The organism is Calditrichota bacterium (genome assembly GCA_013112635.1).
GTDB lineage: Bacteria > Calditrichota > Calditrichia > Calditrichales > J004 > JABFGF01.
This window is the reverse complement of record JABFGF010000003.1, coordinates 114,703-141,479: the sequence shown is the minus strand read 5'-3', so window position 1 is coordinate 141,479 and position 26,777 is coordinate 114,703. Positions and strand designations below refer to the sequence as shown.

The following is a 26,777-nucleotide window of genomic DNA, read 5'->3' as shown; positions in this document are numbered from 1 at the left end:
CCCAACCACGACCCTGGTATTATAAACATAATATACTATACAAATAGTAGCTATATGTGCTCAGTGGTTAATATTTCAACAATTAAAATTACATCAAATCATTACACTATGTTCATTTGAGCAGGGAGGAAGGTATGAAACGTGCAATATTTTTATTACTCAATATATTTTTTTCATCAATTCTCATCGCCGGTAATAATCCTGAACTGACGAAAAAAAATCCAAAATGGAATAAAACACCGGTAAAATCTTTTCCCGTCAATCAAAACGTAATAAATAAAACAAATTCGGATATCTTTCTTGGCGCAACTCTATATGATTATAGCGAAAGCCCAATCCGCTTAATTGCCCGGTCAGAAAAGGGATTGCATATGGCATATATGAAGACATCAACTGAAGAGACCTCCCAGGATATTACCTATGATTTTTTGAGTAACAACACTTCCGCTTTTTTGGGGAACTATAAAGTTACAGGTAATAGAACAACAGCTTTAGGTAATATTACAACTGGAGCTGACAATCAGGCACTAATAGCAGTCAGTAATAATGGAATCTCTATTTGGCGTGATTCAGGTGAGGCACAATTTAGTTTTTTGGAAGATACAATATTTACAGATGATGGAAATATATATAGCCCGCGGATTGATGTACAAGGAAATAGTATAGTTGTTAGCCTGGGAAATAAAATTGCTTATAGTGCTAATAATGGCTCTACATGGACATTTCAGGATTGGCCTCAAAATCCTAACACTGACCTGGTACTTGGCAACTTAGCAAATGAGGTATTGATTGACCCAACAAACCATAACAGGCTTGTTTCAGTATATACAATGGACGATACAACTGAAGCAGCAGCCGGAGAAGGCTTATATTTAGCGGTAAGTGAAAATGCCGGACAAACCTGGACCAACGAATTGATTGTTGATGAAAAATTTCATGAAAATGGGCGCCAGTTTCTTGTAGAGAATTTCGCGCAACTAAGTTCTGCTTTGGATGGCCAGGGCCACCTGCATGTTGCTTTTAACGGTTATGGCAGGGAAATATTTGGCAAAGACACTGTTTTTGTTTTTTCGATTGGATACTGGAATGACGTAATCAGGGAAGTAATCGAAACTGCCAAACTGGACACAGCGCTAACAGATCAAATATTAAATTCATTTCCCGGCAATGGGATTGGGCAAGCATATCCTTCAATTGCTGTGGGAGAAAATGGCGATAAAGTAGCTATTGCATTTCAAGGGCCAGAAATTGACGAAGAAATGAAAATAGTATTTGCATTAGATTTTCCTAGTGATTCCCTTAGCGAATATATGTCCACAAATATTATGATGGTAACAAGTGCTATTGATACTCATCAAAAACCCTTCGGTTTTAGTGACCAACAGTACATTGGTGGTACTTACGGATGGTCTGATGTTTTTCCTAGTGTATCACGCAGGATAGACGCAGAAAACAATTTCGAGCTGTTGTATTTGGAAGACTATAGTCCGGGTGTAAGTTTATTTTTGGAGGGATCTGATGCTCACTCAGACTGGGTTACTCAAGGTGTTTCAATTTTATGCTGTATCGATATTCTGGGAATAGATAAAACAAATCCGCTTAATGATTTTCATTTATCACAAAACTACCCAAATCCTTTTAATCCTTCTACAATAATTCGCTATACCCTTAATAAAAAAAGCACTGTATTATTGGAGGTTTATGATACAAATGGCAGGAAAATAAAAACTCTCGTTAAAGACAGGCAACCCCCCGGATTAAAAAATGTAACTTTTGACGGAACCAGCCTTTCCAGCGGCGTTTATTTTTACCAATTAAGAATTAATGGAAGGCATGCACAATCCAGAAAAATGTTGTTGATAAGATAGTTTTTTTCTTGCATTTGTTTCTAACCGGATATAAAAAACATGAAAATAAAAACTGTTTTAAGCGCTTTGCCCCTGTTTGGCTTTTTGACCATTGCCGCCCATGCCCAGGACTACCCCATTGCGCCGGAAATATGGAGCGAGCCGGTACGCCTTGATACTTTTGCCATACGCTTTGTTGGTGAAAGGACGCCAAGCTTAACAAAGAACCTGGACACCCTCTATTTTAGAAAACATGGTAACATATACAGCTCCGTGAAACTGCACGGGGTTTGGCAAACCCCTGTGGTGTTAAACAGCAATGTAAACAACGGCACGCCTACGCGCAGCCCAAGCATAAGCAAAGACGGCAAACGCCTGTATTACAGCGCCTGGGGCGGTTATGGCGGATGGGACTTGTGGTTTAACGACTGGAGCGATTCCCTGAACGACTGGGGGCCGGCGTATAATATGGGGCCCGTTATCAACAGTTCCTCACATGAGAATTACCTGTATGAAGTAAGCCGTGACACTATTTATACCGTTGGTAACCAGTGGGTAACTGACGGGCCAGCCGCTTACGCCTGGGACGACACATTGCAGCAATGGCGTTTATTAAATAACTATTACTGGCACCCGCAATTTGGCATTGGTTATTTTTTTGGTTTAAGCATTACAAAAGATAAAAAGAAAATGTATTATGGTTTACGCGCGTGGGACAATGAAATACTAAATGAGCGCGGATTAGAGCTGTGTGTCAGTTATTGGGACTCTACAAAAAATACCTGGGGTGGTTCAAACTATTTGAATATTAATACAAAACCTTTTCTTCCTGATTCAAATATTAATGACCATGTTGGGGGAACTGACCAATATCCATGGATATCAGAAGATGGCACGGTTCTTTTTTTTCAATCTGATAACGACGCTGCGTTAGAAGACAGTAGTGATTTACCGGATATCTATGTTAGTTACCTGCTGGTTGATGAAAATGGTGACTCCGTTACAACGCTTGGGGACAAAAAAAATGTGATGCCACAGACAATTAAGCTGGGGCAAAATTATCCAAACCCTTTTAATCCTTCTACCAAAATTAAATATTCCATTGCCTATGGTTTGGACAAGGTACATGTTCAAATAAAAATATTTAATATTCTTGGGGAAGAGGTTGGGACACTGCTTAATGCCCGCCAAAACCCCGGTGACTATACCGTGGGCTTTAATGCTACGGTCTATAACCTTTCCAGCGGTATTTACCTGTACCAGGTTAAAGCAGGCCAGTTTACCCAAACAAAGAAAATGCTTTACCTGCGCTAATCTACCAGATGTATGGCTTTTTCTTTTCATATTAATCCTCCAAAATATCTCGCTATTTGCAAAAAGGCACATTTATTGTATTTTAAACGCCTTGTTTAAAGCCCCTTTCTCTATGGGGCTGGAAAACCTTAACCCCGCCATTCGGCAGATCAGTCTACCGACTGGCACAGTGGACAAAGAGAATCACAGAGATGAGAACTTTTAATTGTTCCGAGCGAATCTGTGGAAAAAATTGAATAAACCGTCATATGGGAGAACCATGAAGATCAAAACTTTTCAAATCCTGATTTTGTTAATTTCATTTTCAACATCTTTTCTTTTTGCCCAAAAGGGATCACCCAACCTACACCTGGAAATTGATCCTGCTAAAAATGTTTTATTTCAAAAACAAAGCAGTACCCTCAATCAGGCAAAATATTATCCATCGGCTCTGCGCGATATTAATTATAAAAGCAACTTTGATATGCCGGTAGAAATAGCCCTAAACTATCTCGAAGAAAACGGCTATAAATTTGGCATTAAAAATGTCGGGGAAACTCTGCGTCATTCTTCCACATCAGAAATGCGCGCTGGTTATCGTGTGCGCTTTAAGCAGATTTATCAAAACTACCCAGTTTATAAATCCAGTATCGTAGTTTCAATAAACAGAAATAATGAAGTTGTTTTTGTGGCAAACAGCTATAAGCCAAATATCTCACTAAATCAGGAAATCGCCATCTCAGAAACCGAAGCGCTACAGATCTCAAAAAGTCATTTGGCCATATCTGAGGATGTAAAGTTTTTAAAAAATGAAATGATGGTTTTCAGCCATAATAGAAATAACCGTCTTGTACAAAAAGTATCATTTATCCCTCAACGAAAAAATCTTGGTGACTGGGAATTTTTAATCGATGCTCAAAGCGGGGAAATAATTAAAGCCAAAGACCAGGCATGCTATTTTAGCGGTTTACCGGAATCAGGAATTGGCTGGGTTTTTAATCCCGACCCCATCACCCGCTCCGGTGCAGAATATGGAGATACCGGTTTTATTGATAATAACGATAACGATTCTGATTCCTTGTCGGCTCAACTGGTTCAGGTGCCACTTCAGGAATTAACTTTGGAGGGTGGCAAATACAGCCTTAAAAGTCAATATGCTTCCATCGTGGATTATGAGGCCCCTTATACAGGCTTGCATAAACAGGATAGCAGTAATTTCTTTTTTACCCGCAGCCAGAATGGTTTTGAGGCAACCAATGTATTTTATCATATCGATCGTTCCATGCGCTATATAAATGACACTTTGGGAATCAGTTTGATGCCGTACCATTATTCCGGTGGAGTACAGTTTGATCCACATGGGTTAAATGGTGGCGATAATTCATGGTATACAAGTCAGGGCTATGTTGCTTTTGGTGATGGTGGTGTGGCCGATGGCGAAGATCATGATGTTGTGATTCACGAGCTTGGTCATGGATTGCATGACTGGCTGACAAATGGCGGGCTTTCCCAGGTAGATGGATTGAGCGAAGGTTGTGGTGATTATTGGGCACAATCTTATAAGCGTGACAAAGGTTTTATGGATGAGACCCACCCTAAATATAATTGGGTTTTTAGCTGGGACGGTCACAACACCTTTTGGGATGGTAGGGTAAGCGATTATGGTGCAAAATATCCCGGTGGCCTGATAAATCAAATCCATACAGATGGTCAGATTTGGGCAACTTCTTTGATGAAGATTTATGACCGTATAGGCAAGTATGCTACTGATATTAACTTTCTTGAAGGCCTTTCTATGCTTAATGAAAATTCAAGTCAGCGAGATGCAGCCTTTGCCTTCATTCAATCAGACCGTGATAACTTTGACGGTGAAAATTTGGATGCCATTTTTGAAATTTTTACAGAAACCGGCTACATAACAGACCCTGTTACTATTTTTATTACCGCCGATACTACAGGAGGCCCTGCAGGTTTAACAGTTAATTTTCAAGACCAATCCCTTTCTTTTCCCGACACAATTACGACATGGGAATGGGATTTTGAAAACGATGGCATTATTGATTCCTACCAGAAAAATCCACAACACACTTATACAGAGCCTGGTCTGTACACTGTTAAACTCACCGCTTCTGATGGTAAAAATAGTTCAACAGATTCCCTTTTAGATTTCATCTCGGTAAATGACGGTATTTTTGTTTGGGAAGGTGTAAAGGGCGGCGTTGATCACAGTGGGCGATATATCAACAATTTGTTAAAAGAATTAAACATTCAAAATGTATATTCCAGATCAGAAAAACTACCATCTTCAATGATTGGATATAAGGCTGTTTTTTTATCATTTGGAAATGGAAGCCATGAAATTACCCCCTTCAACGATGAAATGGCTGCTGTAGTTGTTGAATACCTCGAAAACGGCGGCAACCTTTACATAGAAGGAGGCGATGTATTAGGGCAAAATCAATCCGGCAATTCTCAGCTGTTGAACTTACTCGGAATACAATCCGTAGATAATGGGACCAGTGGAAATCACGCTTCAGAAAATCTTATAGGCCAACCCTTGAGCATTTTAAACAACATTCATTTTATGGGATCAAACCAAATCGGCAATTCTTCAATCGATCGTTTTCAACCGGACGGGAATGGATTAGTAGCATTAATCGAAGCAGATTATGGCAATGTTTCTATTCAGTCTGAAGGTGTATATGGTCAGAAATCCCTGGTTTTCTCTTATGCCTTTGCCGAGTTAGTTGATAACGGTATTCCAAACTCCAGAGAAGATTTTTTGGCTACTGTAATTAAGTTTTTTGATATTCCCCTTCTACTAAAGCCGCGCTTCGCCAAGGATTCCCAGAGCGGACACGCGCCCTTCAATGTGAACTTTACAGATTATTCCTTTTATGATGAGTCCGATTCATCATTGGTTTGGCAATGGGATTTTGATAATGATGGCTTGATCGATTCTGATCTGCAAAACCCACAATTCGTTTATGATTCACCTGGCCGCTTTGACGTGAAACTGAAACTACAAAATGACTCAATCCAGACTGACACCGTATTTAACGATTTTATCCGTGTCTTTAATGGAGAGAGTGCTTTGGCTTTTGACATACAAGAAAACTATGTAGAAATTCAAGCAGATTCCGGTTTGAATATTACAACGGCTTATACACTAGAGTTTTGGATTAATCCCACAGACTGGGGAAAAGCAGTAACAGGGTTAGGCCGAATTTTTGATAAAGGTAACTTAAGTGGCTTTTTAAGAAAAACAAATGCTGGGAAATATAATGCAGAAAGCTTTGTGATTAATATGCGTCACGAAAGTGGTTCCAGTAGCGCCTATGGAACACCGGACAGTTCCATTAAGCTAAATACATGGCAACATATAGCAATTGCATTTGACTCAGAAAATGATAGCCTGAGGGTTTTTGTTAATGGTGATTTAACTGAGTTGAGTGTAATTTCCTCCAAAGCAGTTGGCCCTGTACGGGACAACAGTACAGCACCATTAATTATGGCCGATGCTTTGAGTAAATCACGTTCTTATATTGGTGCGCTGGACGAGGTTCGTTTGTGGAATATTGCCCGTTCTACAACCAGAATTCAACAAAACTGGAACCACTATATTGATCCTGAGATAGACGGCTTAATTGGATATTGGCAGTTTAATGAGGCCAATGGCGATACGCTGAACGATTTGACCTCGAACGGCTTTGACGGACTAATAATTAATGCGGATTGGGTTGAAGGCAAACCGGATCTTTTACCAGTTGGAATCAAAGAGGATTTATTAAAAATACAGGCTACAGATTTTAAACTTTATGCCAATTATCCCAACCCGTTTAATCCTGAAACGGTAATTAAGTATCAGGTTGGGACGAATAGCTATTCGCCCGTACATGTTAAGCTGATTGTTTATGATGTATTGGGTCGCAGGGTAAAAACACTGGTTGACAAGCCGCAAATGTCCGGAAAACACAAAGTGACGTTTAACGCAACAGGTATAGCAAGTGGAGTATATTATTACAAAATTCAAATGGGACAGAAATTTAGCCAGGTTCGTAAAATGCTTTTGATAAGATAAAAAAAATCTCCTAAAAGCTGGTTCTTTAAAAGGCTTCAGAATCAGCTTTTATTGTCTATAGCTTTGTAAATAAAAATTTTAACTTTTCAGTTTTAATCCCGTACATTTATGACCGTAACTTTTTAAACCCGCAAAATCATTTCACTAAAGCTTTATTTTATTTAATCCTAAACAGGGGGAAACAATGTTTAAGTATTTTTCTATTACTGTTCTGCTTATTGCAGTTCTACTGTCTTGTCAAAAACAGTTAAAATCCGGGATCGATCAAACCCAAATGGATAAAACTGTAAAACCAAGTGAAGATTTTTATGCTTACATGAATGGTACCTGGTTAAAAGATTTTGAAATACCAGCAGACAAATCAAATTATGGCTCATTCACAAAATTGGCCGATGAAGCAAAAATTAATCTTCGTAAAATCATCGAAGAAGCCTCCAACGCTAAAGATAAACCTGCCGGCAGCAACACCCAAAAAGTGGGCGACATGTATTTGAGTTTTATGGATAGTGCCAAAATTGAAGAACTTGGCGTTTCTCCGTTAAATGAAGAGTTGGAAAAAATAGCAGCTATTAATAGTAAAGATGATTTAGTTAAACATATGGCTTACCTGGCCAGTATTGGTGTTTACGGACCATTTGTTCATTTTATAGCCCAGGACGGAAAAAATTCCAGCCAGTACATTGTAAATATTTATCAAACCGGAATTAGCTTGCCCGACAGAGATTATTATTTAAAAGATACAGATCGTTTTATAGATATCCGCGCAAAATTTTTAACACACATGGAAAAAATGTTTGATATGGCCGGTATTGAAAATGGAGCTGCTAAAGCAAAATCTATTTTAAAAATTGAAACTATGATTGCTGAGAACCATTGGACACGCGTGGAAAACCGTAACCCGGCAAAAACATACAATAAACTGGCCATTGCAGATTTGGATAAAAAAATGTCCAACTTCAACTGGGCCTTATATGCACAAGAATCCGGATTTGGCGCAGAAGACAGTTTGTGTGTTTTCCAGCCAACTTATTTACAAGCCGCTAACAAAATAATCGGCAAAGTTTCATTGGAAGATTGGAAAACATATTACACCTGGAATGTACTCACCGACGCTGCTGCTTATTTGAGCAGTAATTTTGTAACGGAAAATTTTGATTTCTTTAGTCGTACCCTGTCAGGTACAGAAAAAGACCGACCACGCTGGAAAAGAGCTGTATCATCTGTAGAAGGCACCCTCGGAGAGATTGTTGGCAAACTATATGTGGAGCGTCATTTCAAACCCGAAGCTAAAGAAAGAATGAAACAACTTGTTAATAACTTAAGAGAATCACTTAAGATACGCATTGATGGTTTGGAGTGGATGAGTGCTGAAACAAAAGTAAAAGCACAGGAAAAACTATCAAAATTCACACCTAAAATCGGTTATCCGGATAAATGGAAAGATTATTCTGCGCTTGAAATAAAAAGTGATGATCTGATTGGTAATTTGGTTAGAGCAACCATCGTTGAATACAATCGTGATATGGACAAATTAGGCAAACCAATTGATCGTACAGAATGGGGAATGACACCTCAAACAGTAAACGCCTATTACAGTCCTCCAAAAAATGAGATCGTGTTTCCGGCCGCAATCCTCCAACCTCCTTTCTTTAATATGGAAGCAGATGACGCCGTAAATTATGGTGGAATCGGTGCAGTTATCGGCCATGAAATTATCCACGGTTTTGATGACAGTGGAAGGCAATACAATGGTGATGGTAACCTGATTGATTGGTGGACAAAAGAAGATGGTGAAGAGTTTAAAAAACGCGCCAATGTAATGATAGAACAATATAATGGTTATAATCCTATCGATACGATGCATGTTAATGGAAAATTAACTCTTGGCGAAAACATTGCAGATATCGGCGGTTTGACTGTTTCATATTATGCTTATAAAAATTCACTAAATGGTAAAAACTCTCCGGTGATTGATGGAATGACTGGAGAGCAGCGCTTCTTTCTTGGATGGGCACAGATTTGGGCTCGCAAATATCGTGATGAAGCATTGAGACAACGCCTGATGACAGATCCTCATTCTCCAAGCCAGTACAGGGCAAATGGAATTACATCGAATATGCCTGAGTTTTATGAAGCATTTGACGTGAAGGAAGGCGATGCCATGTATCGCTCTGAAGACCAACGAGTAAAAATTTGGTAAATAATTTGTTTTAAAATAATACTAAATGTCATTCCTGTTTATAGCTCACAGGAATGACATTTTTTTTATGCATCATAACAACTTAGAAAGAAACAACTGCCTGCATTCGCAAATCCCGGCTAATTGCCTGATTAATTTCTCCTCGTAGTGAGGTCTCATATTTTGTCACATAGCGCCCTTTAATCCAAAACGAAAAATTGTTATTCATTTTCCATTTTACCAGCAAATAACTTTTTAGGCCATTGTTAAATAAAGCAATATTTGAAAAACTTCCGGGTAGGTCACGTTCATATTCATAAAGCCGGGAATCAAAAGAGGTTGTATTAAAAAAAGTAAACCGAGTGTTAAATTGTATATCTTCAAAAAATTTGTACTCGAAATCCTGATAAAAAAGTGTCCCTCGTTCTTTTGAGTTTTCAATAAAAGTATGTTCCCAGCGTGTTTTCAATTTTACTATTTTTGTTGGGCTGTATTTTAATTCAAGACGTATAAATTTCTGATTCTGCTCAAGCCGCGTATAAATATTTTTAACTTCTTCAAAAGATTCTGCTTGCTTATCTCTATATCTGATTGTTGTTGAAATTGTCTTATTTTTCCAATCGAGTTGTCCAAGCCATTCATTCTTTTCTGTTGGCATTGGTTCAAAATAGCTACGCCACAGTTGTTGTTCATATAATTTAAAAGCACCAAATGAAATCGATTCAATTATCTTAAATTGGAGTGCTGCAAAATACCCTGTAACACCTTGCGGAAAGGGATTAGAATCATCAAAAGCCCTACCATCAGCTGAAAGGAAATCTTTTGCAAGACGCCAATATTTTACACCGGCTCTAAATTTCTCTTTTGTATAAAATGCAGATTGAACCCAACCTGGACCACCTTTATTGGCCTGACTAAACTCCCCGCTAAATTTTACGTTTTCAACTTTCCAATTATAACTAAACGCTAATTGATTGAACCCATTTCCTTCGAAGGCAAAAATTTGCCGACGTTTTTTAGCTCCTAAAACTGCAAAGTTATTTTGTATGGTTTTATCAAAAGCATATTGGCTGTAAAGTGCTCCAATCTTTATTGAGTTATTGAAACTATAATTTAGCCCTGCTCCAAAACTTTTTTCATGTATCAAATCCTTGGACTCAATTTCTCTTGAATTTCGGTGCAACCCGTCATATTTAAAACCTGTAATTGAATTATGTTCCTGCTTTACATCACGCCCACTTTTTGAATAAAATGAAAATAAGTCAGTTTTATCGTTTAAATGATAGCGTCCAAACAGGCCATACTTCCCCGTTGATTCAGAACTGGTTAGGTTTGGGCGTGCAACAATTGTGGCTTCTCTGAAAACAGCAGAAAGGTAAATGCTTTTTTGGTTACCATAAGGGTTGGAATGGGAAAGCCCTTGCCCAAATTGTAGATAATAATCACCGGCAATTAAATTCCATTTTGCTTTTTTATATTGAGCCGCAAAATTAAGATGATCAATATAATTAGATTCATCAGGATCTTTTTGGGCAATAAATCCAAATGATAATTCCGGGCTGTGTTGATATTTAATCCTGCTATAATTATTCAGTATACTTCCCAAATATTGTTCCGATTCAATTTCATTAATCCGTTCAAGTCTAAGACTGTTTCTTTGTGTAATTTTTATTTTACTTTTGTGTTTTTCTGAGATTGTTATAAACTCTTTTATTAAGCCATAAACTTCAGCCGTTATAATTTTACGTATTTGCCGTTTACTTTTAAAACGTCCAAGTCTTTGCCTTAAAATAACAATACTGTCAGCCATTTCATTTGTAATTAAAGGGATTTCCAGCAAATCACTGCGCGTGGCGGTATTAATGTTTACAGGGTTTTCAGATAAATCGAGAAGTAAATCATCAAGATAGGTTTCATTTTCAGACAAATCATTAATCAAATTCAACAGACTGTCAGACTGTGCAAAAACAGGTTGAACAAAAAACAAGAAGAAGAATATAAGGAGAAAAAAAAGATTTTTATTGTTCATATTTTTTATTTGAAACATAACTGTTTGATTATACAAAATTTAGCGTAACGGAGAAAAATTTTTCTACAAAAAATGCCTAAACAAACACAGATTACATTTGATTTACAGTGAAGTGAATTTTATATTGGCTGTCATCTTTTAACCAGTCATCCCCAAAATATATAAAGGAAAAACATGGCTAAAACTGCAAAAACCCAAGCCCCGGTTCAAAGCTTTACTTTTGGTAAACGCAACCTGTATATATTAACAGCAGGCATTATTACAATAATCATTGGTTTTGTTTTAATGGCGCAACCTCCCGTAAATGGCTTTTTGTCACGTACTTTGGCACCTATTATTTTGGTTATTGCATATCTTGTTATTATTCCAATATCTATTTTGGCAAAAAATAAAGAATAAACATCTTGAAAAAATAATTTGAGAGATGTATATTTAGAGTCTTCAAAAAATTGAGGGGGGCGGTTAGCTCAGCTGGTTAGAGCACCTGCCTTACAAGCAGGGGGTCACAAGTTCGAATCTTGTACCGCCCACATTAAACCCAGGGAAATACCTCTGGGTTTTTTATTTTAAAACAACTATGTATTGGACTTACGTAATTTACTCTTCTCGAAATGATTCTTTTTACATTGGTCATACTAATAATTTAGATGATCGAATAAAACGCCATAACCAAAACCGTAATAAATATACAAGTGGCAAAGGTCCATGGGAGTTGATGTTCTCAAAAGAGTTTGAAACCAGAACTGAAGCTATGTCTTTTGAAAAAAGGTTGAAAGGGTTCAAAAATCCTACATATTTGATTAAGAACTTAGACCTATAGCTGGTTTGAGCATCCCGATAGAATCGGGAGGGTCACTGGTTCGAATCCAGTACCGCCCACACCCATAAAGCCTGTCATATCAACACTTGACAGGTTTTTTTATTTCTCCCAAAAGGTTCCAAATGGATTTAATGGGGTTACTTGGTTGGGGACAAATATGGGGCAAGTGGAATTGTGTAAAAATGACTGAAATTTTACATTACTTAAAAAACCTTGAGGAGTGTTGAAAAACATCCTAAGATTTACTTCTCCCGTCAAAGGAGTTGCTAATTGGGCGATGCCTGATTTGGAAGATCAGTATTAGTTACTGTTGTACCAGAATCTAAAGCGTGGGGTAGAAATGGACGAATGTGATTTTTATCACAGAGAAATGTATATACATTATATATACTTCTTCCGAAGATAAATCACAAACTAGAAAGTATAAAATTATGTCACAGACCATATTTGAAAGTGGCAACAGTCTGGCAGTACGCATACCTAAAGGTATTGCTGATGCTCTTAAAATGGGCAAAGGAACACAGGTTGAGTTTAAACTAGAACAAGATAGCTTGGTTGTAACCCCGAACAGGATTCCAAAATATAATTTGAGTGACTTGTTAGCAGGATTTCCAGATAACGAGCGGGGTCAGGAAGTTGATTGGGGTTCTGATGTAGGGAAAGAGATTGTTGAATGACAATAAACACAAAATCCACATACACACCTGAGCGCGGACATTTTATACTATTGGATTTTATGCCTAGTGCGGGGGTCGAAATTGATAAGAGGAGACCTGCATTAGTCATATCAGCCTCTGAATTCAATGTAACAACAGGATTAGTCCTTGTGTGTCCCATTACTAGTACTATTAGGGAAAACCCTTTTAATGTTACAATACCGAATGGACATAAGGTTCAAGGAGAAATTCTATCACACCAAGTAAAAACATTGGACTGGGAATCACGCCGTGCGGAATTATTAGAAAGAGCACCCAAACGTATCCTCAATGAAGTATTGGGACGATTGATGGCCATTCTTAACAACTAATCCCATATTTACAAAAAAATACTAAACTTACATTTCAACTAAACCCGGATAACTTTGTCCGGGTTTTTTTATGTAAATTACTTATCTTTTCTTTCCCCGTCTTAATAACAAATGAATGAGTGAATTATGAAAATAAAATCAATCGAACAAATCAGATCCAATTTCCCAGCGCTAAAAAGAACACACAATAGTTTTCCGATTGCCTATTTTGATGGTCCAGGCGGAACACAGGTGCCAACACGAGTAGCAGAAGCTGTAACTGATTACCTGTTTAATCACAACGGAAACTCGGCGTGGGCTTACCCCACAAGCGAGGAAACTACCGATTTGGTGAAATCTGCCCGGCAAACATTTGCTGCCTTTTTTAATTCTGATCCGAATGAGGTCGTTTTTGGTGCCAACATGACAACCCTGACTTATCATCTTTCTCGTGCATTGGGTGGAAACCTAAAAGTGGGTGATGAAATAATTGTTACTGATCTTGACCACCACGCAAATGTTGATCCGTGGAAACAACTTGAAACAGAAGTTGGCGCAGTGATTAAATCAGTAAAATTTAATCTTGCAAACGGAAAGCTGGATATAGCAGATTTTAAAAACAAACTCTCTTCAAAAACAAAAATTGTAGCAATGGGTGCTGCATCAAATGCATTGGGAACAATAAATGATATTAAAAAAATTAGCCAACTTTCCCATGATGTTGGTGCATTGGTTTTTGTTGATGCTGTTCACTATGCCGCTCATCATTTAATTGACGTTCAGGAATTTAAATGCGATTTTTTAGCATGCTCTCCATACAAGTTCTATGGTCCTCATGCCGGTGTTTTATTTGGAAGACATGAACTCCTGCAAAAAACGAATTTCCCAAAATTGGTACCAGCTTATGATGCTGCACCGTATAATGCCGAAACAGGAACACCTAATTTTGAAGGTATTATGGGAGCTGCCGCCGCCGTAAATTTCCTGGCTTCTTTGGCCGAAGGAAATTCCACCAGGGAGAAACTTGTAAATGCTTTTACTGAATTAGAGATTCGTGGTAATCTTTTACTAGCAAAACTGTGGAACGGTTTGTCAGCAATAAATGGTGTAAAGCTTTATGGACCTTCTCCGGGTTCTCCAAGAACCAGTACAATAGCTTTTACTGTTAATAATTATTCATCTGAAGAAATCACAAAGAAGCTGGTTGAAAATGGCATATTTACCTCGCATGGTGATTTTTATGCCACAACAGTTGTGGAAAGGTTGGGATTATCTGAGGCAGGATTAGTTCGGGCTGGCTGTGCATGTTATACAACTGAGGAAGAGGTGGAACGTTTGATACGGTCAGTCGCATCATTATAAATATCAGGTTATTTTCTTTTCCTAATATAAAAACGAAAAAAACATTCAGAACATACTTTTAAAAAGACTAAAAGTATCAAAAGTCTTTTGTGAATTTTAAGTCGCAAACGGTCAATACCAATTTTTAGAATTATCACGCTCCAACAGAAAATTCACTCTTTGGCTATCGCCAAACAAGGTTTAAAACGTCCTCTCAATTAGCTTTTGGATTTAATTGCCGGGATTACCAGTTTATCCCCAACTTTCAAAGCACCAAAATCAATGTCTTTGTTAAAATCTACAATTAGCCAATAGGGTAAATTGTATTCATAGTTACTAAGATACCAGATATTATCACCATTTTTAACCGTATGAGTTAGCGTATCTGTTATCTCATAATAAGTAAAAAAATCTTCTTCAATCCCACGATGATATTCAAGTCGAATCCGATTAAAATCATCCGCAGATATTTTATTAAACACTATCTTAATTTTTTGATCGAGACCTATCGGGCTTTGGAAAGATAAACTATTCCAGTTACGAATCTGCTGTGTCCTAACCTGCAGCCATTCCGCATAATGACCCAAAGTTTCCTCAGGTTCAACACGTATGTAACCAATGGCCGGGTTTTCCTTTTTAATAAATTCAATCTCCAAATCAGCACTGTCTTTACTATTTGCATAAGTGATTTTTGGCTCTGTCATGTTTGAATCCAACCAACCATAACCCGTATCGAAAAATTGAATATCTAAAGTTGACTTTTTTTCTGGGTCCGGGACCCTAAACAAATCCACATGGGCAAGCTCAACCTTTGGTTCGATTGATGCTAAAAGTGGCTTTTGCCTTTTTTTATCAGGAATTCGAATCGTCATTCCTCGTCGGATAAAGTGAGGATTAGAAATATTATTTATCGCAAGAAGCTGATTTACAGATGTGCCAAACTTTCGGGCAATTCTGTCAAGCGTATCACCATAGCGGATACGATAATACTCACTTCTTTTTTGGCTGGCCAAATATGCTGCCTTTGGAATTGCTGCCAAAAGAGAATCTGTCGAAATACTTGCCGGCAAACGCAACCTGTATCCTTTTGGAATATATTTTGAGTTATTAAAAATAGAAGGCCGTAATGCCGGATTATATGTTCGGAATTGATTTTTATCCATTTCCAAAAAGCGGGATAACGAGCTGTATTTTAAATACTGTGGAAGTTGAAGCTCCTTGTATTTAATGGGTAATTCAAATTGTATTATTCCAAAATATTTCTGATAATTTTGTACCACATGCAAGGCAGCTAAAAATTCCGCATAAAAATTTCGTGATGCGAACTTGAAATAGCGGCTTTTATATTTCTTCACAATTGTGTTGATGTCTGTTGTTTTTAGCTTTCTTACAGCCCGTTTCATTCCGCTTAATCCGGAGTTATAAGCAGTGATTGCCAATGGCCAGTGCCCTACTCCTTTAAAATTTCGGCTTAATAATTTTGCCGAGGCTTCTGTTGCCAAAATCGGATCAAGGCGTTCATCAATCTCATAAGAGATTTTTAAAAATTGTTTGCCCGTGCTGCGTGTAAACTGCCAAATACCGGCCGCTCCAACACTTGAATATGCTTTATAATTAAAGGATGATTCCACATGTGGTAAAATTGTCAGCTCATTAGGTAGGTTATATTCTTTAAAAATCTTTTTTAGATAAGGCATATAACGACCGGATATTTCCATTCCATGCCTAAACCTGTTTTTCTGGCCTTTTTGGGCCCGAACCCGTCGAGATGCCAGCAAAAAATCCTGCTTACTTTTAAAAGAAGTCAATTGCCTTAATATCTTTCTTTGCTCTGGTTTCAGCTTGGTTGAATCCGGATAAACGGCAGCAATGGCTTTTAAAATATCCTTATATTTTTTTACATACCCTTTTAATGTTTTCTTTTGTGATTTGCTTAACGGTTCATCCGCGTAACCACCATTTCGAATGCCGATTTTGGCCACTTCATAAACTATACCAAGTTTGCGGGAATCGTGAATGATATATTGATTCGTTCCATACTTGCCATAAACATCAATCCAAAACCTTACTGCTGGTTCCAGCTCTTTGTGCATCGGGAAAAGATTCTTGGAAGAATAGTTAATTTCACTACTAAAAATGTTGCCAGATAAAACCAGTATTGTAATAATAAATATTTTTCGAATGATCATAGAACTTTTGTTTTTAATTGTTCATTATTAATTATCAATTGTTAATTGAAATGCTTTATTCCCATTATCGAACAAAAATATGTTATTCTTAAATTGAGGTTTTGCAAAGTCACCTGCTGCAAATAATTGTTTGAGTATTCTCCTTTTTATATATTCATTCATGGACGTCTTAACTCCTGAACAACGCCGCAAAAATATGCAAGCCATAAAGGGAAGTAAAACCAAAATTGAACAACAATTTGGAAAAGCTTTATGGGCAAAAGGTTTAAGATACTGATAGAATTGATTTGAATAGCAGAATTGATAAAATATGAATAAGCCATGGACAAGGGAAGAACTCATCTTAACAATAAATCTTTATTGCAAACTACCTTTTGGAAAATTACACAAATCGACTTCAGAAGTAATCGGATTATCTCAAATTTTAAAACGTACTCCTTCTGCGATCGCATGGAAATTGGTAAACTTTGCAAGTTTTGATGAAAATCTAAAAAAACGTGGAATCAAAGGCGCTAAAAATACAAGTAAATTAGATAAAGAAATCTGGGATGAATTTAATAATAATTGGGAAGAACTATCTTTTGAGAGTGAAAAAAAAAATTACGAAATGAAAAAAGAAAACATAGACTCTGTATTTATGGATGATGACGAAAGAATGCTTAAAGGTATCGATAAAAAAAGAATAATAAAAACCAGAGTTAATCAATCTTTCTTTAGAAAAACAGTGCTTGCCTCTTACAACAATAAATGCTGCATTACAGGAATTGATAGCATTAGCCTACTTATTGCCAGCCACATTAAACCTTGGAGTTTGGATAAAAAAAACAGGCTTAATCCAAGAAATGGACTGGCCTTAAATAGCCTACATGATAAAGCATTTGATATTGGTTTACTTTCAATTACTCCAAACTACAAAATTAAAATTTCAAATGAATTAAAAAATAAAAAACCAACTTCTGTATTAAAGGAATATTTTCTAAATTATGATGGAAAGGAAATTACTCTTCCTACAAGGTTTTTACCTGATCCAGAATTATTGGAATATCATTATGAAAAATGTTTTGTTAAATAATTTAAAATTTGAGTATTTATATAGAGATGCGGGTAATTATAAACAATTTGGATTTATAGTATTAAATAATCCATCGAATCTTGATCCGGATACAGCAACGAGTTTAATACGAAAACATCTAATTGATGGTGAATTCTTTTATCCAAAAAAAGTACAAATACCACTGATTGAACGTTATAAATTTGACTTCGATCTCGACCATCAATGGTACGAGTTTGAAAATTTTTCATTTACTAATGAAATTCATACAGATCCAAGATCAGTGGAAACATTTATCAATAGTTTTATTTTGCAATAATGTTGGCTTTTTACGGAATTAATCGCCTAATTAGAATGGCCCAACCCCTAACCCAAAATAGCCTCACACTTTTAAAAATGACTTTCACTACTAAATCAAATGGTTACTTTATAAAGGTCGCTTTTATATTTTTCCTCGATTGGGAATTCTAAATCGTTTATATTGCGTTCTTTCATTTTCTGAGACAAAAGTTTTAGAAAATCTTGACGACTGAAAAGTAAACGTTTATAAATTTTGATAAATATTTAGGAGAACGAATGTTAGCTGAAAGTAATTATAAAATCGCCGATATATCGCTGGCTGATTTTGGACGTAAAGAAATTGCCCTTGCAGAAAAAGAGATGCCTGCATTAATGGCATTGAGAAAACAATATAAAAATTCAAAACCTTTGGCAGGCGCCAAAATTTTAGGCTGCATCCATATGACAATCCAAACGGCCGTTTTAATGGAAACACTTGTAGATTTAGGTGCAGAGCTAAGATGGTCATCCTGTAATATTTTTTCTACTCAAGATCATGCTGCTGCTGCTGTTGTTGCAGCCGGGATCCCCACTTTTGCCTGGAAAGGTGAAACTGAAGAAGAGTTTTTCTGGTGTATTGAACAAACCATTTTAGAAGATGGAAAACCATGGGATGCTAATATGGTTTTGGATGATGGCGGAGATTTAACGGCCATGCTTCATGAAAAGTATCCGGCCATGCTGGAAAAAATTCACGGTATAAGTGAGGAGACAACAACGGGCGTACATCGTTTGCTGGAAATGGTTGAGGAAGGCTCTCTTAAAGTTCCGGCAATAAATGTGAATGATTCGATAACAAAATCTAAAAATGATAATAAATATGGCTGTCGGCACAGTTTAAATGATGCCATTAAGCGCGGTACGGATATGTTGATGGCCGGTAAAAAAGCACTTGTTCTTGGCTATGGTGATGTGGGCAAAGGATCTGCACAAAGCCTGCGCCAGGAAGGTATGATTGTAAAAGTTGCTGAAATCGATCCTATTTGCGGGATGCAAGCTTGTATGGATGGTTTTGAATTGGTTTCCCCTTACAAAGACGGGATTAACACAGGGGATGAAAGTGGAATAGATAAACACTTGCTATCCACTTTAGATTTAATTGTAACCGCAACAGGCAATTTAAATGTTTGTGATGCGAGCATGCTCAAATCCGTAAAGTCTGGTGCAGTAGTTTGTAATATTGGCCATTTCGATAATGAAATTGATACTGCCTATATGCGAGAAAATTGGAACTGGCTAGAAGTAAAACCACAGGTTCACCAGATTTTCAGATCTGAAGATAAAGATGACTTTCTGATTTTACTGTCTGAAGGCCGTTTAGTAAATCTTGGCAATGCAACCGGGCATCCTTCCCGTGTTATGGATGGATCTTTTGCCAACCAGGTTTTGGCGCAAATGCATCTTTATAAAGCTAAGTTTGCTGATGACCCAAGCAAAGACAGAATAACTGTTGAAGTACTTCCCAAAAAACTTGATGAAGAAGTTGCTGCAGGAATGGTTTCCGGGTTTAGTGGTGTAATAACAAAAATGACCAAAGAACAATCTGATTATATTAATACACCCATTGAAGGGCCGTTTAAACCAGATAGCTATAAATATTAAGTTACTCAAATCAACCTGTAAAAAGTGACCTCCATTTGAAAACTTATTTCAGGTTTATTTTAACGATTCTTGCCTGTCGGATTACCCGATGGGCTTTTTTTTTGCCACTTCCTTTCTATTAAAATTTCACACGAACAAAAATTGTTTGCTGATATATTTTGAGGTTTGTAAATTCCCTTTGGTTTTATATCAAATAGCCGATAGATAAACAAATCTCAAAAAACACATCAACATTCGGAGAAAAGCGATATGCAAATCTCGCAGATATTTCGATCCACAATTGGCAAAAAGCTGTTGCTGGCTATAACCGGTTTAAGCTGGGCCGGGTTCGCCGTTGGACATTTTATTGGTAACACAACACTTTTACTTTCCGATCCTGTCCCTTTTAATAAATATGCGCATTTTCTTACCGGGTTAGGTGCTGCACTTTATGTTGTTGAAGCGATTTTAGCCGCTTCACTTCTCGTTCACCTATTCTTTGCAATTAAGGTTACTTTAGAAAACCGCAAAGCCCGTCCTGTAAAATATGCTGTTACAGATTCTGCCGGCAGGGAAAGCAAAAAAGGCTTTGCAACCTCAACGATGATCTGGACAGGAGTTTTACTTATTATTTTCCTGGTTTTGCATATCGGGCATTTTAAGTTTGGAACCGTTTATATGTCCACAGTGGATGGCCAGCAAATCCGCGATTTGTATAAAACCGTTTATGAATTTTATGCCAGTCCTTACAACACCGCCTATTATATTGTCATGATGATCCTTTTAGGAACGCACTTAAGCCATGGAGCCTGGAGCGCCTTTCAATCTTTAGGATTAAATGGAAAGCGGTTTACACCATTTATTTATAAAGTTGGGTTTCTTGTTGCTGTAATAGTAAGTGTTGGTTTTGTTGCTATCCCGATTTATATCCATTTTGTAGGAGGTGCCGTATGAAACTAGATTCTAAAATTCCTGATGGTCCTCTTACCGAAAAGTGGGACAATCACAAAGCAATGATAAAACTTGTTAATCCAAAAAATAAACGTAAATATACTGTTCTTGTTGTAGGAACCGGTCTTGCCGGCGCTTCTGCCGCAGCTTCTTTGGCCGAGATGGGTTACAATGTAAAATCCTTTTGCATCCAGGACTCCGCAAGGCGTGCGCATAGTATCGCCGCTCAAGGTGGCATTAACGCAGCAAAAAATTATCCCAATGATAATGACAATGTTTGGCGTCTTTTTTATGATACAATTAAGGGTGGCGATTACCGCTCCCGTGAAGCAAATGTTTACAGATTGGCTCAAGTTGCAAACAACATTATCGATCAGGCGACCGCACAAGGGGTTCCTTTTGCCCGTGAATATGGTGGTAACCTTGCCAACCGCTCTTTTGGGGGAGCGCAGGTTTCACGAACTTTTTATGCACGCGGACAAACAGGTCAGCAATTACTCCTGGGTGCATACAGCGCTTTAATGCGCCAGGTAAAAACCGGTATGGTAGAACTTTTTGAACGACGCGAAATGCTTGATCTTGTTGTTGAAGATGGTAAAGCACGCGGAATTATTGTAAGAAACTTAGTAACCGGTGAGCTTGAACGATATGCCGGCCACTCGGTTGTTTTGGCAACAGGGGGTTATGGCACCGTTTTTTATCTTTCCACAAACGCCGTTAACTCAAATGCAACTGCAGCCTGGCGCAGCCATAAGCGTGGTGCAGGATTTGCAAACCCTTGTTTTACACAAATCCACCCAACCTGTATCCCTGTTTCGGGCGATCATCAGTCCAAGCTAACATTGATGAGCGAAAGTCTTCGTAACGATGGCCGCATCTGGGTTTCGAAAAAGAAGGACGATAAACGGGCCGCAAAAGATATTCCTGAAGAGGAGCGCGATTATTTCCTGGAACGAAAATATCCAAGCTTTGGTAACCTTGTTCCACGTGATGTAGCATCCCGCAATGCCAAGGAAGCCTGCGATGATGGACGCGGGGTTGGATCAACAGGCTTAGCGGTTTATCTCGATTTTGAAGATTCCATAAAATACTTTGGCGAAGATGTTATCCGCGAACGCTACGGCAACCTGTTTGATATGTATGAAAAAATAACCGGTGAAGATCCATACAAAGTTCCAATGCGTATTTATCCTGCGGTGCATTATACAATGGGTGGTTTATGGGTTGATTACAATTTGATGAGCACAATTCCGGGATTATATGTTGCAGGTGAGGCCAATTTCTCAGATCATGGAGCTAATCGTCTTGGGGCCTCTGCTTTAATGCAAGGTCTTGCCGATGGATATTTTGTTTTACCTTTTACTATCAATGATTATCTCGCTGGTGTTCCGTCAGATGAATTGAAAACAGATACAGACTCATTTAATTCCGTGGCCAAGGAAGTTGAAGAGAAAAATAAAAAATTACTGGCCATTAAAGGCAACAAAACCATCCGTACCTTCCACCGTGAACTTGGTCATATTATGTGGGAAAAAGTTGGTATGGCGCGGACGGAACAAAGTCTAAAAGAGGCCTTGGAAGAAATCCCAAAATTACGTGAAGATTTCTGGAAAAATGTCAGCGTACCGGGAAAAGGTGAAGAATTGAACAAAAACCTGGAAATGGCCGGGCGCGTTGCTGATTTATTGGAGCTTGGTGAATTGATGGCTGAAGATGCCCTGAATCGAGCAGAATCTTGTGGTGGTCATTTCCGGTTGGAAAGCCAAACAGAAGAAGGTGAAGCCAAACGTGATGATGAAAAATATTCCTACGCTTCCGTTTGGGAATTTAAAGGAGAAGGCAAGAAACCTGCTTTACATAAAGAAGATTTAGTTTTTGAAAATGTCGAACTGACTCAGCGCAGCTATAAATAAGGAGCTTGAAGTATGGAAAAATTTATAAATTTGACCTTAAAAATTTGGCGTCAAAAAAATGCGGACAGCTCCGGAAAAATGGTTGAGTACATAGTTAAAGATGTATCAACCGAAATGTCGTTTCTGGAAATGCTGGATGTTTTAAATGAAGACCTAACACTAAAAGGTGAAGATCCTGTTGAATTTGACAGCGATTGCCGCGAAGGAATTTGTGGAACCTGTGGTGTTGTAATAAATGGAATTGCCCATGGTGAACAGAGAGCAACAACAGTTTGCCAGCTGCACATGCGCCATTTTAATGATGGCGAAACGATAACAATTGAACCTTGGCGTGCACGGGCTTTCCCCGTTATAAAAGATCTTGTTGTAGACCGTAATGCTTTTGATCGGATTATGGCACAAGGCGGCTACGTCTCTATAAAAACCGGTAGTGCTGCTGAAGCAAACTCGATTTTAGTTCCAAAAGAGGATTCAGATATTGCAATGGACATGGCATCTTGTATTGGATGCGGTGCTTGTGTAGCTTCTTGCCCAAATGCATCGGCCTCACTTTTTGTTGGAGCTAAAATTTCTCAATTAGCATTACTACCACAAGGCAAAATTGAAGCCAAAGAGCGTGCTGAAAATATGGTTGCCCAGATGGACAAAGAAATGTTTGGCGCCTGTACAAATATTCAGGAATGCGAAGCAGTTTGCCCGAAAGAAATTTCTATTTCAGCTATTGCCAGGATGAGGCGGGAATATGTTAAGGCTGCTTTAAAATAGTATGAGCCTTTAATTTCCCAAAAGCCATTGAAAACAAAAAAACGGATTACCTTAAGTAATCCGTTTTTCTTTTTAGGGGGAGCGGAGAGTATTGTTATTTTATAAAAAAAGCGTGGATATTGAATTATAAAAAAAGATACTAAAAACCAGATTTGTTTGAAATCGTTCTAAAAAGCGGCTGATCTTATGTGTGTTCAAATTTCGCATAATAATCCTTTCAGTCGTTTTGTAGTTAGTTTCTTCATTAGAATTAGAAATTATAATTCAATCCAAACAGAATAGTTTTTGTCTTAATATCTTCAGATGTTGATTCCGAACTAAAAAGATAGTCAAAATCTCTGCGGTAACTACCCTCAGTATAACTAAAATTTATTGCCGTTCTGCGATCAACTTTGTAGCCCAAACCTGCACTGTAAAATTGTTTGTCGTAATCACTGCTTACATTCTTTAAAGGGCTTGGTAGATTTCTATAACCTCCCCGCAACATCAATCCTGTCTTAGGGATCTTTATTTCTCCTCCAAAAGAATAAGCTAAAACAGCCTGGTAATCTTCACGAATTGTTCCATTTTCAAGCAAAAGTTCATCATAATCTTCATCAAGTTCCCTGTTTGAAGGCACTTCATATTTTAATTGTGACCAGTCTCTGTATTCAACAGAAGAACTTAGAGTAAACAATTTATTTGTAAAACTGATACCACCGCTAAACTGAAATGGTATTTCAATCAGGTAATCAAAATTTCCATTTTCCGAAGCTTCACTAAAAACGCCGTCCTCATCAAAATTTAAAACAGAACTTCTTGACCATTCTTCATCAACGGTAATTGAATATGGAAATGTTATCGTTGTACCAAGTTTTAAATTTTCAGATAGGTGGAAAAGACCACCAAGCTTCGCATTAAATCCGGAGTAGTCAGCAATAAATCTTTGACGAAGATTATAATCTAAATAATCATCCGGGATACTTTGCCACATATTTCTTGAATCTTCTTGAAAATAATCCTGAGTAAAAGTGGAGTTTCCGCCTAAAAAATTAAGGGTAAGACCTGCAGAGAAGTTTTCTGATAAATCAATAGCTGCCGCAAAGGACCAATGATCTATCCCACCTTCTCTAAAAGTAGAGAAATCTTGTTGCAAATCTTTATCAAACCTGGTTAAATATTTTTCAGTATCAGGATCATAAATTTCAAAAGAATTGGATTTTGCTGAGAACCCTCCAAAATCTGAAAACATATCCAAGTCATTTACTTTTTGGTAGCCAAAACCTATTACAAAACTTCCTCTGTACACAGGAAATGGAAAAATAACACCAAGGCTTTTTAGTTTTGTAAAAGTCCTGCTATCGGAAAAAGATGTATTTAAATATGTCGCATTATTATCAAAAGTGGCGTGATATAATGAGCCTGAAACCTGACCGCGTTCCATTTGAGCTAATCCCGCAGGATTCCAATAAATAGCCGAATAATCATCCGCTACTGCTGAGTAGGCGTTTCCCATTCCGGCTGCGCGGATTCCAAAACCGGATTCATTTTCAATTAACTCAACACCTTCCTGCGCACTTTGGCTGTAAGCAGTGGTTATCATAAAAATTGTCAGCATTAAAATATATCGTGTCAGTTTCATTTTATAAATTCCTTATTTTCTTTTTGAGCGACTGTTACTACTTCTGCCGGATGATGATCTTGAACGGGAACCTGAAGAACTTGATTTTGACCTTGATGGTGTTGAACGAACCGAACTTGATGATCTGCCGGAAGACTTAGGTGCTGAATAGCTTTTACCCGATGACTTACTTCCGCCATAACTCGATTTTGAACGACTTGAACTGCTTGATTTTTTGGTTGGCTTGCTTTCCCGATATCTCGGCTTTGATGATTTGCTACTTTGCGTTCTTTTCGTCGGTTTACTTTCACGGTATCTCGGTTTTGAAGAACGGCTTTCACTTGATCTTTTTTCTGGTTTCGGACTATAGGTTTTTCTTTCTACTTTACCGGATTTTGATCTTGATGATCTTGTTTCACTGCTTTTACCTACGGATGTATTACTTGTTTTGAAATTGTCTCTTGAATTATAACGCGAACCACGAGTTTTACTTTGGCTTCTTTGATCTGGATATCTTTTTCTCTCAACCGCTTTTTTCTCACTATTTGATTTCTTTAATTCCGATTTAATCCTGTCCGAACTGTGGTAATATTTCTTATCATATTTTCTTTTGGCCTCTTTCTGATTTGAACCACTGTTCGGTTTATAAATCTCATTATCCGTAATTCTTCTAGTTTTACCATCTTTATTTGGAATCTGATTACTTCTGCCAGCTTTTTCGTTTACTAGATTTGCTTTCCTGTTTGGATATGCTATGTCATTTCCGCCTTTAGAAATCGGCTTTACTGTTGGCTGATTGTTGCCTGCAGTATTTCTTGAACCTCTACCGACAGGTGCTAAACCAGGCATATCAATTTCACCGGTATTTGCAATTCCTGTTCTCCCCGGCCTGATTGGACGGGTTGGTGTTAGGACCGAGCCACCCGCTAAAGAGTTTCCTCTGGCGCTAAAAGGCCTTTTTGCTCTGTGCAGCTCTCTTCCACGATTGTAATTTCTGCCATAATAACGGTGACCATAGCCATAACCATAGTGTGAATCGTAATAATATGGATTATAGTAGTAAGGGTTATAACCATATGCAGGATACCCGCACCAGGAATCCCAGGGATCATAATAATAACGGTCGTAAGGGCTGCAATAAAAACCCGTCCAGTATGGATCATAGTATCGAGGTCGGTAAACAACATAAACGCCCGGCCTGTAAGGACGGTGGTAATCGTACCAGTAATAATCCCAGGGATCATAATGCGTATATCTGTAACGGTACACGTAGGGACGAACTGAATAGTGATATTCCGTTACTTCAATTGTTTCAAAATCATCATCATCTTCGTAATATTCTTCCTCATAATATTCATCTTCGTTTTCGTCGGCATCATCTTCATAAGCATATTGCTCTTCATCCCGATCACGGCGTTCTTGTTTAACACGACGCTCTCTTTTCACAACATAATCATCATCATGCCTTGCAGATGCGAATTGGGTATAGCATGATGTTAAAAAAAAGCTGATCAAGAGTATTAATGGTGTTAATAATGTTTTCATTTTGCTTCTCCATCTTAGTCGATCACAAATAGTTCAATAATTATGCCAAACATATTGTTTGCAGCCAAAATTTGTAATTCCCGAGTGCATCAATCATGAATCTACCTGTAACAGCCCAAGGTTACTGTTATAAACATGCTGTAATAGCATTTTATTTGTGTTTATCTTTATACAATTCTCAAGTTAAAAAAACAAAAATCTTAGTCATGTGTAAACGATGGGTGCATAATTAAGTTTAGTGTAAACA

20 protein-coding genes and 1 tRNA gene are annotated in these 26,777 nt (G+C 37.8%); 17 read left to right on the top strand and 4 right to left on the bottom strand.

Annotated elements, in window-relative coordinates:
- The first annotated feature begins 134 nt into the window (after positions 1–134).
- The 4 genes from HND50_09840 (at position 135) to HND50_09825 (ending at position 9,421) form a co-directional block, all read left to right on the top strand.
- Complete coding sequence (locus HND50_09840) at positions 135–1,868, top strand: T9SS type A sorting domain-containing protein (protein NOG45523.1); 1,734 nt, start codon at positions 135–137, stop codon at positions 1,866–1,868.
- Between the two features lie 39 nt (positions 1,869–1,907).
- On the top strand, positions 1,908–3,161 hold the full coding sequence (locus HND50_09835) for a T9SS type A sorting domain-containing protein (GenBank protein ID NOG45522.1): 1,254 nt from the start codon (positions 1,908–1,910) through the stop codon (positions 3,159–3,161).
- 259 nt (positions 3,162–3,420) lie between these two features.
- Entirely contained in the window at positions 3,421–7,221 is a 3,801-nt protein-coding gene (locus HND50_09830) for a PKD domain-containing protein (GenBank protein ID NOG45521.1), read from the top strand.
- A gap of 184 nt (positions 7,222–7,405) precedes the next feature.
- Positions 7,406–9,421 carry a peptidase M13 gene (locus HND50_09825; protein ID NOG45520.1) on the top strand — a complete coding sequence of 672 codons (2,016 nt, stop codon included), beginning with the start codon at positions 7,406–7,408 and terminating at the stop codon, positions 9,419–9,421.
- Positions 9,422–9,503: 82 nt separating this feature from the next.
- On the opposite strand, the gene HND50_09820 is transcribed toward HND50_09825, so the two are convergent.
- The gene (locus HND50_09820) at positions 9,504–11,447 is read right to left on the bottom strand and encodes a helix-hairpin-helix domain-containing protein (protein NOG45519.1); all 1,944 of its coding nucleotides are present in this window, start codon (positions 11,445–11,447) and stop codon (positions 9,504–9,506) included.
- 156 nt (positions 11,448–11,603) lie between these two features.
- On the opposite strand from HND50_09820, the gene HND50_09815 reads away from it, so the two are divergent.
- From HND50_09815 to HND50_09790, 6 genes are all read left to right on the top strand, one after another.
- The gene (locus tag HND50_09815) at positions 11,604–11,828 is read left to right on the top strand and encodes a DUF3098 domain-containing protein (protein ID NOG45518.1); all 225 of its coding nucleotides are present in this window, start codon (positions 11,604–11,606) and stop codon (positions 11,826–11,828) included.
- A 57-nt stretch (positions 11,829–11,885) separates the two neighbouring features.
- Positions 11,886–11,959: transfer RNA gene (locus HND50_09810), tRNA-Val, on the top strand.
- A 47-nt stretch (positions 11,960–12,006) separates the two neighbouring features.
- Positions 12,007–12,249 (top strand): GIY-YIG nuclease family protein, encoded by a 243-nt coding sequence (locus HND50_09805; protein ID NOG45517.1) that lies wholly within the window; start codon positions 12,007–12,009, stop codon positions 12,247–12,249.
- 431 nt (positions 12,250–12,680) lie between these two features.
- Positions 12,681–12,926, top strand: a complete 246-nt coding sequence (locus HND50_09800) for an AbrB/MazE/SpoVT family DNA-binding domain-containing protein (protein ID NOG45516.1) — start codon at positions 12,681–12,683, stop codon at positions 12,924–12,926.
- Entirely contained in the window at positions 12,923–13,276 is a 354-nt protein-coding gene (locus HND50_09795) for a hypothetical protein (protein ID NOG45515.1), read from the top strand. The genes HND50_09800 and HND50_09795 overlap by 4 nt, the downstream gene beginning before the upstream one ends.
- Positions 13,277–13,402: 126 nt before the next feature.
- The gene (locus tag HND50_09790; protein NOG45514.1) at positions 13,403–14,617 is read left to right on the top strand and encodes a cysteine desulfurase-like protein; all 1,215 of its coding nucleotides are present in this window, start codon (positions 13,403–13,405) and stop codon (positions 14,615–14,617) included.
- Positions 14,618–14,814: 197 nt separating this feature from the next.
- Here the strand turns inward: HND50_09790 and HND50_09785 are convergent, their stop codons facing one another.
- Positions 14,815–16,785: a LysM peptidoglycan-binding domain-containing protein gene (locus HND50_09785; GenBank protein ID NOG45513.1), complete on the bottom strand. Its 1,971-nt coding sequence runs from the start codon at positions 16,783–16,785 to the stop codon at positions 14,815–14,817.
- Positions 16,786–16,945: 160 nt separating this feature from the next.
- Between HND50_09785 and HND50_09780 the strand changes: the two genes are divergently transcribed.
- The 7 genes from HND50_09780 (at position 16,946) to HND50_09750 (ending at position 23,385) form a co-directional block, all read left to right on the top strand.
- Positions 16,946–17,062, top strand: a complete 117-nt coding sequence (locus tag HND50_09780; protein NOG45512.1) for a hypothetical protein — start codon at positions 16,946–16,948, stop codon at positions 17,060–17,062.
- Between the two features lie 33 nt (positions 17,063–17,095).
- The gene (locus tag HND50_09775; GenBank protein NOG45511.1) at positions 17,096–17,857 is read left to right on the top strand and encodes an HNH endonuclease; all 762 of its coding nucleotides are present in this window, start codon (positions 17,096–17,098) and stop codon (positions 17,855–17,857) included.
- Positions 17,835–18,155 carry a hypothetical protein gene (locus HND50_09770; GenBank protein NOG45510.1) on the top strand — a complete coding sequence of 107 codons (321 nt, stop codon included), beginning with the start codon at positions 17,835–17,837 and terminating at the stop codon, positions 18,153–18,155. Before HND50_09775 ends, HND50_09770 begins: the two co-directional genes overlap by 23 nt.
- Before the next feature lie 257 nt (positions 18,156–18,412).
- Complete coding sequence (locus HND50_09765; GenBank protein NOG45509.1) at positions 18,413–19,777, top strand: adenosylhomocysteinase; 1,365 nt, start codon at positions 18,413–18,415, stop codon at positions 19,775–19,777.
- A 249-nt stretch (positions 19,778–20,026) separates the two neighbouring features.
- On the top strand, positions 20,027–20,710 hold the full coding sequence (locus HND50_09760; GenBank protein NOG45508.1) for a succinate dehydrogenase cytochrome b subunit: 684 nt from the start codon (positions 20,027–20,029) through the stop codon (positions 20,708–20,710).
- Positions 20,707–22,620: a fumarate reductase/succinate dehydrogenase flavoprotein subunit gene (locus HND50_09755; GenBank protein ID NOG45507.1), complete on the top strand. Its 1,914-nt coding sequence runs from the start codon at positions 20,707–20,709 to the stop codon at positions 22,618–22,620. Before HND50_09760 ends, HND50_09755 begins: the two co-directional genes overlap by 4 nt.
- A gap of 24 nt (positions 22,621–22,644) precedes the next feature.
- Positions 22,645–23,385 (top strand): succinate dehydrogenase/fumarate reductase iron-sulfur subunit, encoded by a 741-nt coding sequence (locus HND50_09750; protein ID NOG45506.1) that lies wholly within the window; start codon positions 22,645–22,647, stop codon positions 23,383–23,385.
- 250 nt (positions 23,386–23,635) lie between these two features.
- On the opposite strand, the gene HND50_09745 is transcribed toward HND50_09750, so the two are convergent.
- Together HND50_09745 and HND50_09740 are read right to left on the bottom strand one after the other, a co-directional pair.
- Positions 23,636–25,006: a hypothetical protein gene (locus HND50_09745; GenBank protein ID NOG45505.1), complete on the bottom strand. Its 1,371-nt coding sequence runs from the start codon at positions 25,004–25,006 to the stop codon at positions 23,636–23,638.
- 12 nt (positions 25,007–25,018) lie between these two features.
- The gene (locus HND50_09740; GenBank protein ID NOG45504.1) at positions 25,019–26,530 is read right to left on the bottom strand and encodes a hypothetical protein; all 1,512 of its coding nucleotides are present in this window, start codon (positions 26,528–26,530) and stop codon (positions 25,019–25,021) included.
- Between the last annotated feature and the right edge of the window lie 247 nt (positions 26,531–26,777).

What these genes read in the sequence shown, in the direction of transcription:
- HND50_09840 (NOG45523.1), top strand. Translation starts at nt 135, where the DNA reads ATGAAACGTGCAATATTTTTATTACTCAATATATTTTTTTCATCAATT.
- HND50_09835 (NOG45522.1), top strand. Translation starts at nt 1,908, where the DNA reads ATGAAAATAAAAACTGTTTTAAGCGCTTTGCCCCTGTTTGGCTTTTTG.
- HND50_09830 (NOG45521.1), top strand. Translation starts at nt 3,421, where the DNA reads ATGAAGATCAAAACTTTTCAAATCCTGATTTTGTTAATTTCATTTTCA.
- HND50_09825 (NOG45520.1), top strand. Translation starts at nt 7,406, where the DNA reads ATGTTTAAGTATTTTTCTATTACTGTTCTGCTTATTGCAGTTCTACTG.
- HND50_09820 (NOG45519.1), bottom strand. Translation starts at nt 11,447, where the DNA reads ATGTTTCAAATAAAAAATATGAACAATAAAAATCTTTTTTTTCTCCTT.
- HND50_09815 (NOG45518.1), top strand. Translation starts at nt 11,604, where the DNA reads ATGGCTAAAACTGCAAAAACCCAAGCCCCGGTTCAAAGCTTTACTTTT.
- HND50_09805 (NOG45517.1), top strand. Translation starts at nt 12,007, where the DNA reads ATGTATTGGACTTACGTAATTTACTCTTCTCGAAATGATTCTTTTTAC.
- HND50_09800 (NOG45516.1), top strand. Translation starts at nt 12,681, where the DNA reads ATGTCACAGACCATATTTGAAAGTGGCAACAGTCTGGCAGTACGCATA.
- HND50_09795 (NOG45515.1), top strand. Translation starts at nt 12,923, where the DNA reads ATGACAATAAACACAAAATCCACATACACACCTGAGCGCGGACATTTT.
- HND50_09790 (NOG45514.1), top strand. Translation starts at nt 13,403, where the DNA reads ATGAAAATAAAATCAATCGAACAAATCAGATCCAATTTCCCAGCGCTA.
- HND50_09785 (NOG45513.1), bottom strand. Translation starts at nt 16,785, where the DNA reads ATGATCATTCGAAAAATATTTATTATTACAATACTGGTTTTATCTGGC.
- HND50_09780 (NOG45512.1), top strand. Translation starts at nt 16,946, where the DNA reads ATGGACGTCTTAACTCCTGAACAACGCCGCAAAAATATGCAAGCCATA.
- HND50_09775 (NOG45511.1), top strand. Translation starts at nt 17,096, where the DNA reads ATGAATAAGCCATGGACAAGGGAAGAACTCATCTTAACAATAAATCTT.
- HND50_09770 (NOG45510.1), top strand. Translation starts at nt 17,835, where the DNA reads ATGAAAAATGTTTTGTTAAATAATTTAAAATTTGAGTATTTATATAGA.
- HND50_09765 (NOG45509.1), top strand. Translation starts at nt 18,413, where the DNA reads ATGTTAGCTGAAAGTAATTATAAAATCGCCGATATATCGCTGGCTGAT.
- HND50_09760 (NOG45508.1), top strand. Translation starts at nt 20,027, where the DNA reads ATGCAAATCTCGCAGATATTTCGATCCACAATTGGCAAAAAGCTGTTG.
- HND50_09755 (NOG45507.1), top strand. Translation starts at nt 20,707, where the DNA reads ATGAAACTAGATTCTAAAATTCCTGATGGTCCTCTTACCGAAAAGTGG.
- HND50_09745 (NOG45505.1), bottom strand. Translation starts at nt 25,006, where the DNA reads ATGAAACTGACACGATATATTTTAATGCTGACAATTTTTATGATAACC.
- HND50_09740 (NOG45504.1), bottom strand. Translation starts at nt 26,530, where the DNA reads ATGAAAACATTATTAACACCATTAATACTCTTGATCAGCTTTTTTTTA.